This is a genomic window from Syntrophorhabdaceae bacterium (assembly GCA_028713955.1).
Lineage (GTDB): Bacteria > Desulfobacterota > Syntrophorhabdia > Syntrophorhabdales > Syntrophorhabdaceae > UBA5609.
This window is the reverse complement of sequence record JAQTNJ010000070.1, coordinates 1-11,204: the sequence shown is the minus strand read 5'-3', so window position 1 is coordinate 11,204 and position 11,204 is coordinate 1. Positions and strand designations below refer to the sequence as shown.

Below are 11,204 nucleotides of genomic sequence, written 5' to 3'. Positions count from 1 at the left end.
ACAATACAGGACCTTATAAAGAGGATAATGGAAGATAATACACTCAGGAGGTGAGCCCTATAGGAAAGGATAGCAAGGACATTAATATCAATGAGAGGATACGCGTCAGGGAGGTTCGGCTCATTGACGACAGCGGGAAACAATTAGGTGTTGTTGCAACTGTTGAAGCTCTCAGAATGGCGAAAGAACAGGAACTTGACCTTGTGGAGGTTTCTCCGAAAACAAATCCACCGGTTTGCAAGATCATGGATTATGGCAAGTTCAAATATCAGCTCGCCAAAAAGGCACATGAAGCAAAGAAAAAACAGACGGTAATACAGATCAAAGAGATGAAACTGGGCCTTAAGATCGAGGAACATGACCTGACGTTCAAGATGAAACATATGAAGGAGTTCCTCAGCGACGGGCATAAGGTCAAGGTGATCATCATGTTTAAAGGCAGGGAAGTACTCCACATAGACATGGGGGAAAAACTTGCCCAGAAGATTATCGAATCAATGAAAGATGCAGGGACAATGGAGCAGAAATTAAGATTTGACGGTAGGAATATCGTAATGATTTTTGCCCCCCTGTAAAGGAGGCTGATATGCCGAAGATAAAAACACATCGGGGATTGGCGAAGCGGGTTAAGATAACGGCAACAGGCAAGGTGAAAAGGGCAAAGGCATTTCACAGCCATCTTCTTTCCTCAAAAACACCAAAGATGAAGAGAAGACTATCTAAACCTGATACTGTTCATCCCGCAGACCTGAAGAGAATCAAAACATTATTACCATACTCATAAGAAATAGAGGTGCAGTAAAATGCCAAGGGTAAAACGAGGATTTAAAACAAGAAGAAGACATAAAAAACTTTTAAAACTGGCGCGGGGCATGTATGGAACCAGAAAGAACGTTTACAGTGTCGCGAAAAGGGCTGTTTTCAAAGCCCTCAAATATGCCTACGCCGGGCGAAAACAGAGGAAGAGAGATTTCAGGTCCTTATGGATAGTGAGAATCAACGCGGCCTGCAGGGCACAGGGCATACCATACAGCAGGTTTATCCACGGGCTGAAAGCTGCCAACATAACCTTAGACAGGAAATCTCTTGCCGAGATGGCGGTAAACGATCCATCAGGGTTCGAGACTGTAGTAGCAAAGGTTAAAGAGGTAATGGTTAATTAGGGTGATCCTTGGATATTGGCGTCTTAAGAGACAGGGTCGATAAAGAACTATCCTCCATAAAAACGATAGACGATGTCAGGAAGGTCAAGATATCCCTCCTCGGCAGGAAGGGTGTCTTTTCTGAATACATCGACAATATCAAACTGCTCGATAAAGGGAAACGTAAAGAGGCGGGTCAGGAGATCAACGCCCTCAAGATACTGACGGAAAACAGGCTTCAGGAGCTGGAGGTTTCCTATGAGGGAGAAGAGAAAGGGAAAAGGGAGGCGGCATCGTGGATTGATATCACAATGCCCGGCAAGATACCCTTGGTCGGTAAAGAACATCCCATCACCCAGACACTTGATGAGATGATCAGGATCTTCACCTCTCTCGGTTTTTCTGTTGCCGAAGGTCCTGATATTGAACGCGACTATTATAACTTCGAGGCGCTCAACATCCCGGCAGACCATCCCGCACGGGATATGCAGGATACATTCTACATTCAGAAGGGTGTGGTATTAAGGACCCATACATCACCAGTGCAGATACGGGTGATGGAGTCCCAGCTCCCCCCTGTAAAGATTATCGCACCGGGGGCCGTCTATCGCTGCGATAACGACATCTCGCACACGCCGATGTTCCATCAGGTCGAAGGGCTCATGGTGGATAAAAATGTGAGGTTTTCAGACCTGAAAGGGATCCTCAGCATGTTCGTTCAGGAGATGTTCGGCAAGGACACGCCGCTCCGTTTCAGACCAAGTTATTTCCCATTCACCGAACCATCCGCAGAGGTTGATATCGGCTGTGTTATCTGCGGCGGGGTTGGGTGCAGGGTCTGTAAAGATACCGGGTGGCTCGAGATCCTCGGTTCGGGTATGGTACACCCGCAGGTATTCAGGAATGTCGGCTATGACCAGGAAGAGATCACGGGATTCGCTTTCGGAATGGGCGTTGAGAGGATCGCGATGATCAGATATGGCATCGATGATATCAGACAGTTCTATTATAACGATATCAGGTTCCTGTCACAGTTTTGAGGAAATAGAATTTAGAAATTATATGTCCACAGGTATTGTATATTGAAAGTTCCTTTTGAATGGCTCAGTGAATTTGTCGTTATTGATATGGATCCGCAGGATCTTGCGGTGAAACTGACCATGTGCGGGTTGGAAGTGGAGGGGATGGAAAAACTGGAACCGTCTTTCGACGGTGTTGTCGTGGGCAAGATCATCGGCATCGATAAACACCCTGACGCTGAGAACCTTGTCCTGTGTATGGTCGATGCGGGCATGGAAACGCTGCCGATCGTCTGCGGGGCAAAAAATACGGCCGTGGGAGACAAGGTCCCCCTGGCAACGGTAGGCGCAAGGCTGAAAGACGGTTTTGTCGTCGAAAAGAAAAAGATCCGCGGCATCGAATCCCTCGGTATGCTCTGCTCTGAAAGGGAACTTGGCCTTTCTGACGACCACAGCGGCATCTTCATACTCCCGGACAAATGCAGGGTAGGTCATTGGCTCCACGAAGAGGATTTTGTCTGGGACGTGATCCTGGATATCAACATCCCGCCCAACAGGGGAGACTGTCTCTCCATGTACGGCATCGCCAGAGAGGTTGGGAGCATCCTTAACCAGAGAGCGAAATTGCCTATTTTCAATCTCACGACAGACAAAAAAAGGAAGGTGAAGGATTACCTGTCGCTGGAGGTCCGGAACACGGACGCCTGCCCGCGATACGTTCTCCGGCTGATAAACGGTATATCGATCAGGACCTCACCATTCTGGATGAGAAACAGGATCATAAAATGCGGGATGAGACCGATCAATACCATCGTCGATGTAACCAATTACGTGATGCTTGAACTCGGGCAGCCCCTCCATGCCTTCGATTACCACAAGATCCGCGGGCAAAAGATAGAGGTGAGGCTGGCCGACCAGAATACGGTCTTTCGGACGCTCGACAGCGAGGAGCGGAAACTCCTTCAGGGAGATATCCTTATCTGCGACGGGGAAGGACCCGTTGCCCTTGCCGGCATCATGGGCGGCGAAAACTCGGAGATCTCAGGGACCACGGAGGATGTGGCCCTGGAAAGCGCTTACTTTAATCCCCTGTACATCAGGAAAACAACGAGAAGGCTCGGGATCAAATCAGAGGCATCGCTTCGCTTTGAAAAAGGCATCGATGTCGACAATGTCGGCTTCGCCGCCGAGAGGGCCGTCTTTCTCATGAACATGCTTTCAGGCGGTACGGTCATCAAAGGTGAACGGGAGGTTCACGAAAAGAAGGAGCTGAAGACCCTGTTCATTACGTACAGCGATATAAACGGGCTGCTCGGCACCCATATATCGCAGCGGGATATTACAAAGATACTGCGGTCCATTGATCTCCATATTAAAAAGGAAGACGAGGGGGGACTCCTCATTACGATACCAAATTTCCGTCACGATATCGCCGAACCTGCCGATATTGTCGAGGAGATATCCAGGCTGTACGGCTACAACCGCATCCCCGCCACCAGGCCCGTCTCACCGCTTTCGGCGCATAAATTGAGCGCCAGGGAAATCGCTCTTAATACCGCAAAAGAGTTTTTCAAGGGGGCCGGGTTTTTTGAATTGATAAACTTTGCCTTTTTCAGCGAGAAGGATGTGGAATATTTCCTGATCTCTCCACCGGATGAGAGGACGGCCTTCGTAAACATAATGAACCCTATCTCCAGGGAATACGCCGTGATGAGGACCTTTATCACGCCGGGCGTATTAAAGAGCATTGCGTACAACATCAACAGGGGCGCAAAAAATCTCAGATTTTTTGAAAAGGGCAAGGCATTCTTCCTTTCAAAAGATGGCAATCCACATGAACGCTTCGTCCTCTGTTTTGCCATGACCGGCCGGGAAGTGGAATTTTTCTGGCGTGATCAATATAGTGACTATGATTTTTTTGATATAAAGGGTATAATGGAAGGACTGATGGGGGCCTTCGGAGTCACATTTTCTCTGCAGAAGACCGCGGAACCTTTTCTCAATCCTCAGAGAGCGGCCGATATCTTTGCCGATGGGACAAAGGCGGGATGGATCGGCGAGCTCAGGGAAGAGGTATCAAAATCTTATGGAATAGAACAAAGTATCTATTGTGCTGAATTACAATTTGATATAATCTTAGAAAAGGTGAAGCTGGAGGTGCAGTACCATTCTATACCACGGTTCCCTCAGGTTACGAGAGATTTTTCTTTTTTCATAGACGATTCGATACCCGTGGAGATGGTTATCAACAGGATCAGGGAGGCCTCACCGCTTATTATGTCCGTAGGTGTCTTCGATATGTTTAAAAAAGAGAAGAGGAGTGTCTCCTTCCGTGTTATCTTTCAGTCCTACGAGGATACCCTGAAGGATGAAGCGGTGAACCGCTTACAGGAGATTATCATTAAAGAACTTACAAATATAGATGGAATTTCGTTAAGGGCATAAGGAGGGCGTATGACCAAGATAGATATTGTTACAAATCTTTATGAGAAACTCGGGTTTTCCAAGAGGGAGTGCGCAAATATCGTCGACACCTTTTTCGAGATCATCAAGGATACGCTTGAGAATGGCGATAATGTCAAGATATCCGGGTTCGGCAATTTCTTCGTAAGAAAGAAAAAAGCCCGGCGCGGCAGAAACCCCCAGACAGGCGAAGAGATCAAGATCACCGAACGGCAGGTTCTCAGCTTCAGGCTAAGCCAGGTTTTGAAGGACGAAATTAACAACAAAAGCAGACAATGAACAAGGATATTCCTGATAGGGTATTCTACAGAATAAAGGAGGTCTGCAACTTAACGGGCCTGAAACCCCACGTACTCAGGTACTGGGAACAGGAGTTCAAAGACATAAAGCCCATTAAGAGCCCCACGGGGCAGCGATTATACAAAAAGAAAGACCTCGAGATCATCTTTACGATAAAGAAACTACTCCACGAAAAACGTTTCACCATTGATGGAGCAAAACAGTACCTCGCAAATCACAAACGAATCCTCAATGAGATCAGGGAAGACCTGACAGAGCTAGTAGAGATACTGAAAAAGGAGGAAAAAAAGTGAAATTCACTGTTGTCGTTAGTCTCGCCTTCTTCCTGTTTGGCTGCGCCGGCACCGGAGCGGTTTATGTAGCAAAAACAGAATCAGAAAGTATCAAAAGCACCTATGAGGATCCACGGGTACAATCATTGCATCAGAAAAACGCAGATCTTATCAGGGATATCTATCAGAGATTTACCCGGTCCAATGTAGGCGTATATCAGGAAGGCATCGGCATCACAATCCTGACAGATCAAAATAATAATAAACTTCACTATATCATGGTAAATATCAGGCCTTCGGACGTATACTTCGATGAGAATACAACAAAACCGGAGGGCCGGTTCTCTCATGTTCTCACGACCGCATTCCCGAAATACTTAAAATTTATCAAAAGCAGCGACCTTGACAGAGATGATATCGAGGGCCTGGAATTCGGCATATACTGGCCTGTCCGTGATTACTCCCAGTGCAATACATACGGCGGATTCATCGAGTACATCCACATCTACTTCAAGAAAGACGAAGCACAGGATGTCATCGACGGAAGAAGGGACTATATGGACAGCCTGGAAGATGCGGAGATCATCACCAGCCTCGGCCTCCAACCTGCAAAGAGCGTAAGGCCGGTCTTTTAAAAACCGGACACCTGTCACAGATTATTGGTTGCATAACAATATTGAACCGGAAGTCGTGAGCCGTAAGGGGGAAAAACAGCTCATAGCCCATAGTAAAAGTATTAAAGACTATTAAAATGTTTTAAACTTTCTCACCTTTTACTTTTCACCTTTCACTTTTTATTCTATGAGCTTTGAACGAGGATTATGCCGGCTATCGTCATGATGATCCCGATAATCCTCTGTAAAGTCATTGCCTCTCCCAGGATGGCTATACTCAGGATGGCCGTTATCAAAGGATAGGAGGCGGCTATAGGGACAATCTTCGAGGTCATGCCGGACTTCAGGAGGTAAAAATAGGTCCACATGCCCACAAGGCCCGCCATAACCCCGCTTGCGGTAAAAAGTGTATAATTCTTCAATGATACCTTTGTCAGTTCGTGGATCCTTCCCGAAAAGATATACACGACAAGCAGTATAACCGTTATCGCCGCGCTCCTGATGAGAATGCCGGTAAGCGGCTCCACGTCTCTCAGGCCTATCTTTTCGAAAAGAGGCGTCGTCCCCCACAGAAGCATCGTGATAAACAACAGCACAAATGAAAAGACCTCCTGATAATTCATGTCAAAATCCCTTCATCCTTGAATATGTTCAATCCCGGGAATGGTGACGGAGTAAAGGAAAGGATGAATATGACCAGTATGATGAAAGCGAGGACCTTTCGCTTGGCGTCGAGCTCTGTTTCCATATCTACAGGATGCGGATGCCGCATGCCGAATATGAGAAGAATGATAACAAGAAGCAGCCAACCGGGGTTATAGAAGGCGGTAAGTACGCCGAGCAGTACGATCGATGCCCCGAATATCCATTTACTCCGCTCTCCGAAGACCGCATAGACAACGTGTCCGCCGTCGAGTTGTCCCACGGGCAGGAGATTGAGGGCCGTGACAAAGAGACCCACCCATCCCGCATAGGCGCAGGGGTGGAGTACGAGATCATAGCCCTCGGGAATATTTCCGATGAGAATTTCCTGCAGAACCTTAAACAGCAGCGGATCACCAAGCTGCATATACGACATACTGTCCGGCACGGGCTGGACATGTGACAACCTGATGCCGATGATGATAAAAGGTACGGCAACAACAAAACCGGACAGCGGCCCTGCGACACCGATATCGAAGAGCGCCCTCTTGTTGATAATGACGCCTTTCATCTTGATAATCGCTCCGAAGGTGCCGAACGGGGAAAGCGGGAAAGGGATAAAATAGGGAAGCGTGGCAGGGATGCCGTACCGCCTGCTCATGAAATAGTGCCCCATCTCATGGGCGAGAAGTATTGCCATAATGGCAACGCTGTAAAAGAAGCCTCCGACAAAAAACGTTGAGGCAATGGTGAGAATGAAGAGCACAACATGTATCATCTATCTATTTCCTTAAAAGACCGTATTCAAGGTGGGTGCGGCCATACCTGGTACCTCTCTTTACATTGACATCAAACCCCGCAAGCATATCAAGAAAGGCAATGAGATCCTTTTTAGGCATCTTCTGGCTCGTCTGCGAAAGCTGAAAGGCATAATAAGGGTGTTTATAGGGGAGATAACGCTTCCGCTCAGAGGCCTCAAGTTCGAGGCCCTCCTTCCACTTGAGAAAGGTCTTTTTGAAAAGGGGGAACCCCTGCCCTGCCCTGAAGACCTCTTCCATATCCTTTGCCTGAAGCAAAAGCCGTATCTGGTTGACGAGGTAACTCTGAATGGCGAGAATGTCCTCACCGTTTTCAAGGAGGTTTTCGAAGATGTCGATCATCTTCTGCCTGTCGAAGGCCGCAAAGGCCTCGAAGAGCCTCAAAAAGCTCTCCTCATGTGTCTGCGTTACAATGGCGCAGACATCCTTCGATCCTATCTCCTTCCTGTCCCCTACATAAGAAACAAGCTTCAGGAGCTCGGATCCGAGGATCGATTCGTCCTTGATCCTCTCTTTCAAAAGGGCAAATCCTTCTTTCGTCATCTTTTTCCCGTATGACCTCACGACACTGAGGACCTGTTCCCGGATACGCTTCTCTTTGTCCTGCTCAAGCACGACCTGTTCGCCCTCAATAACCTGGTGGAGATCAGATTCCTTGCTGGTTGAATAAAGAATGATGAAGATCTTTTCCTTTAAAACATCAAGCTGCCCTTTAAGCTCCTCGATACAACCTCTTTCGGGGTCGATAATTACGAGAACACGGTGTTCGTCAAGAAACAGATTGGACGCGTGTTCGATGACTGTGTTCCTGGTATCCTTCCCTGTAGCGATTACCAGCTCAGGTTCGTTAACGAGACGTTTTGCGAGGGCATGGATATCTTCGAGGACATTCTCTTTCGATCCGACAGCTATGATGAGCTTGCTCATGTGGCGTTAGATTACTACACTGACCCTGATTTTGCAACACGGTCTGTGCCCCTTCCGCTTTACTATTTACGTATTTTACTGGACGTTATACTTTTTCTTCAGGAACTCGAGCCCTGTCATGGGATAGAGGGCATAGATCAGGATATCGCCCATATCATCCGTGATGCTCCTCAGCGCCTCCCGCGCCCTGGGCAGTTCGGGTTCAAGGATGTCACCCGGTCTTGTTTCGATAGGTGTATTCCCCCTTGCATAGCCTTTCAAGGCCTTCTGCCTGATCTCATCACTTACCGGTACCGGTGGTTTCCCGTATAATCCATAAAAATAGTCCTTTACCTCATTCGATATCATCTTGTAGCGGCCTGCGATGACATTGAAGACAGACTGGACGCCGACGATCTGGCTCGTAGGGGTAACCAGCGGCGGGAAACCCATATCCTTACGCGTTGCCGGTATCTCCTCGTAGACCTCCTTGAGCCTGTGGATCGCTTTTGCCTGTTTGAGCTGGCCTACAAGGTTGCTGATCATACCGCCCGGTATCTGGTGCACCAGCACGCCGATATCGATAACAGAAAACTTTGTCGTGTCCGCAAAAGACATATATTTTGGAATTATCGTTTCAAGGTAATCATCGATCTCAGCTATCTTCTCAAGATCAAAACCCGGGTCCTGTGGTGTTCCCTTAAGCGTTACAACAAAAGGTTCAACTGCGCAGTGCGAAGACCTGAGCGCAAAAGGAGCAAGACAGGTATCGATCCCGTCCGCGCCCGCCTCGATGCCCTTCAGCAAAGACATGGAAGCCATTCCGCTCGTGTAATGCGTATGGAGATGCACGGGGATTGTAAGATGCGCCTTCAGTTGAGAGATCAGTTCGTAGGCATCATATGGCGAAATGATCCCTGCCATATCCTTTATACAGATGGAGTCTGCGCCCATATCCTCGATCTTCTTTGCCTTGCCGATATAATAGTCTATGTTGAAGATCGGTCCGCCAAGCCTTTTCTCGGTCAGGGAGTATGAGATCGCTCCCTGGATGTGCTTGCCGCACCTCTTGATCGCCCTGAATGCCGCAATGAAGTTCCGCTCGTCATTGAGCGCGTCGAAAACCCTGAAGATATCAATCCCGACCTCGGCAGCCTTTTCAACAAATGCATCAACAACATCATCGGCATAGTTCCTGTATCCCACAAGGTTCTGGCCGCGCAGGAGCATCTGCAGTTTCGTATTAGGCATCTTTTCCTTAAGGCGCTTAACCCTTTCCCACGGATCTTCATTCAAAAACCTGGTCATTACATCGAACGTCGCGCCGCCCCATACCTCCATAGAGTAGAAACCGATGCTGTCCATTTTGCCGGCTATGGGGAGCATGTCATCGGTGGTCATCCTCGTCGCAAAGAGCGATTGGTGGCCGTCTCTTAATGTCAGATCGGTAATCAGGATGGGCCTTGTCCCTGCCATTGTTAACCTCCTTCGGAAAAGTGTGAATAAGTATCATGTATATCGTTAAAAATCAATGGAATTTTTTGCATTTGTCTGCTATCTTAATGGGTACGGGATGTAGCTCAGCATGGTGTAGAGCGCTTGCTTCGGGAGCAAGAGGCCGCTGGTTCAAATCCAGTCATCCCGACCATAATTCAGATGTATTATCCTGCCTGCAGATACATTTATTATACCGCGGATTCAGTGAGAGTGATGGATATATCAGACTATGAAAATAATAAACGGCACAATCATCATTAATACGCGCGGCAGCGGCGATCTGATCAATATTACCAACGAAGTATCCGGGGTACTCGACCGGTCAGATCTGCGGACAGGCAACCTTACCGTCTTTGTATCCGGCTCCACCGCAGGGATCACAACCTTTGAATACGAACCCGGTCTTATCGAGGATATCCAAGAATTCTACGAAAAGATCGCACCGTCGCATATGCACTATCATCACGATGACACGTGGGGAGACGCGAACGGCTTCAGTCACGTACGGGCAGCATTTACCGGTCCCTCCCTGACGATCCCTTTCCAAAACGGGAAGCTCCTTCTCGGTACATGGCAGCAGGTCGTGCTCGCGGAATTCGACAACCGCCCGCGCAAGCGGCATCTCGTTGTGCAACTCATCGGGGAATAAATCCGCCATCAGCGGTCAGCACACAGCCGTCAGCTAAGATCGTAAAACGTGAGAGGTAATAGGTGAGAGGCGAGAGGTCATAGGTGAGAGGCGAGAGGTCATAGGTGAGAGGCGGCTCATGAAGATCGTATATCGTAGTTCGTATATCGTATATCGAAAATTCCAAGAAATCCGTAAGGCGTAAGTCGTGAGGGGATAAACCCCTTGAAAGGTAGCATTGCGAGCGGAGCGCGGCAATCTCATTCAATAGATTATACCTTATAGATCGCCACGTCGCTTCGCTCCTCGCGATGACAATAAAAAGTGTGGCTCCTCCTAAGAAACTTGCCGGAGATATATGTAAAAACAAGTCTCTTTCATCCCGGATAATTCATCGGCACTTATGCCCGTCCTATGTAAAAGATCCAGGTTCATTGATAACCCTCATACAACACATGGGAGCCAGATGCTCGCAATGACACTGCGCTACGCGCTACGTCAATGACGCGTCTACCTTCCACGTTTTATGGGTTTCATCCATTCACGAATTACGATTCACGAATTACGGGTGTTCTGTCATAATTTCCAGAAAGGACCGGCAGGTGTGTGGAATATCGTCCGACATGGTAATGGCCGTCACGACCGCAACGCCGTGCGCTCCTGATTCTATAACACTGCGGCAATTGTTAAGGTTGATCCCCCCGATCCCGATTACAGGGAGATATGTGCACTGCCGTATCTGCATGACCCCATCAAGACCGGGGCAATATCCCAGACCCTCCTTGGTACTGGTGGGAAATACGCCGCTGACCGCTATGTAATCGGCGCCGTCTTTCTCTGCCTGAAGAGCCTCCTCAACGCTTTTTACAGAGACCCCGATAATAACATCCTGTCCAACCATTT

At 48.2% G+C, this 11,204-nt stretch carries 14 protein-coding genes and 1 tRNA gene; 10 read left to right on the top strand and 5 right to left on the bottom strand.

The window, feature by feature from the left end; all coding sequences use genetic code 11:
• The first annotated feature begins 50 nt into the window (after window positions 1–50).
• The 8 genes from infC to PHU49_07735 are packed head-to-tail and all read left to right on the top strand — an operon-like array spanning window position 51 to window position 5,831.
• Entirely contained in the window at window positions 51–575 is a 525-nt protein-coding gene (infC, locus tag PHU49_07770) for a translation initiation factor IF-3 (GenBank protein MDD5243900.1), read from the top strand.
• Window positions 576–586: 11 nt separating this feature from the next.
• Window positions 587–784 (top strand): 50S ribosomal protein L35, encoded by a 198-nt coding sequence (rpmI, locus tag PHU49_07765; GenBank protein MDD5243899.1) that lies wholly within the window; start codon window positions 587–589, stop codon window positions 782–784.
• A 19-nt stretch (window positions 785–803) separates the two neighbouring features.
• Window positions 804–1,163, top strand: coding sequence for a 50S ribosomal protein L20 (gene rplT, locus PHU49_07760; protein ID MDD5243898.1), 360 nt, complete (start codon window positions 804–806; stop codon window positions 1,161–1,163).
• Between the two features lie 8 nt (window positions 1,164–1,171).
• Window positions 1,172–2,182, top strand: a complete 1,011-nt coding sequence (gene pheS / locus PHU49_07755) for a phenylalanine--tRNA ligase subunit alpha (GenBank protein ID MDD5243897.1) — start codon at window positions 1,172–1,174, stop codon at window positions 2,180–2,182.
• A 42-nt stretch (window positions 2,183–2,224) separates the two neighbouring features.
• A complete protein-coding gene (pheT, locus tag PHU49_07750; GenBank protein ID MDD5243896.1) occupies window positions 2,225–4,606 on the top strand; it encodes a phenylalanine--tRNA ligase subunit beta in 2,382 nt (793 codons plus the stop codon).
• Window positions 4,607–4,615: 9 nt separating this feature from the next.
• Entirely contained in the window at window positions 4,616–4,903 is a 288-nt protein-coding gene (locus PHU49_07745; GenBank protein ID MDD5243895.1) for an integration host factor subunit alpha, read from the top strand.
• Entirely contained in the window at window positions 4,900–5,217 is a 318-nt protein-coding gene (locus PHU49_07740; protein ID MDD5243894.1) for a MerR family transcriptional regulator, read from the top strand. Before PHU49_07745 ends, PHU49_07740 begins: the two co-directional genes overlap by 4 nt.
• The gene (locus PHU49_07735; GenBank protein ID MDD5243893.1) at window positions 5,214–5,831 is read left to right on the top strand and encodes a hypothetical protein; all 618 of its coding nucleotides are present in this window, start codon (window positions 5,214–5,216) and stop codon (window positions 5,829–5,831) included. The genes PHU49_07740 and PHU49_07735 overlap by 4 nt, the downstream gene beginning before the upstream one ends.
• 164 nt (window positions 5,832–5,995) lie before the next feature.
• On the opposite strand, the gene PHU49_07730 is transcribed toward PHU49_07735, so the two are convergent.
• The 4 genes from PHU49_07730 to PHU49_07715 all read right to left on the bottom strand — a co-directional run bounded on the left by PHU49_07730 (window position 5,996) and on the right by PHU49_07715 (window position 9,652).
• A complete protein-coding gene (locus tag PHU49_07730; GenBank protein MDD5243892.1) occupies window positions 5,996–6,433 on the bottom strand; it encodes an EamA family transporter in 438 nt (145 codons plus the stop codon).
• Window positions 6,430–7,230, bottom strand: a complete 801-nt coding sequence (locus PHU49_07725) for a site-2 protease family protein (GenBank protein MDD5243891.1) — start codon at window positions 7,228–7,230, stop codon at window positions 6,430–6,432. Before PHU49_07725 ends, PHU49_07730 begins: the two co-directional genes overlap by 4 nt.
• Before the next feature lie 4 nt (window positions 7,231–7,234).
• Window positions 7,235–8,197, bottom strand: a complete 963-nt coding sequence (locus tag PHU49_07720; protein ID MDD5243890.1) for a hypothetical protein — start codon at window positions 8,195–8,197, stop codon at window positions 7,235–7,237.
• A 75-nt stretch (window positions 8,198–8,272) separates the two neighbouring features.
• On the bottom strand, window positions 8,273–9,652 hold the full coding sequence (locus PHU49_07715; protein ID MDD5243889.1) for a pyruvate carboxylase subunit B: 1,380 nt from the start codon (window positions 9,650–9,652) through the stop codon (window positions 8,273–8,275).
• A 93-nt stretch (window positions 9,653–9,745) separates the two neighbouring features.
• On the opposite strand from PHU49_07715, the gene PHU49_07710 reads away from it, so the two are divergent.
• Window positions 9,746–9,824: transfer RNA gene (locus PHU49_07710), tRNA-Pro, on the top strand.
• A gap of 78 nt (window positions 9,825–9,902) precedes the next feature.
• Window positions 9,903–10,322, top strand: coding sequence for a secondary thiamine-phosphate synthase enzyme YjbQ (locus PHU49_07705; protein MDD5243888.1), 420 nt, complete (start codon window positions 9,903–9,905; stop codon window positions 10,320–10,322).
• Between the two features lie 541 nt (window positions 10,323–10,863).
• On the opposite strand, the gene PHU49_07700 is transcribed toward PHU49_07705, so the two are convergent.
• The coding region (locus PHU49_07700; protein ID MDD5243887.1) for a thiamine phosphate synthase at window positions 10,864–11,204 on the bottom strand (341 nt) is incomplete at its 5' end.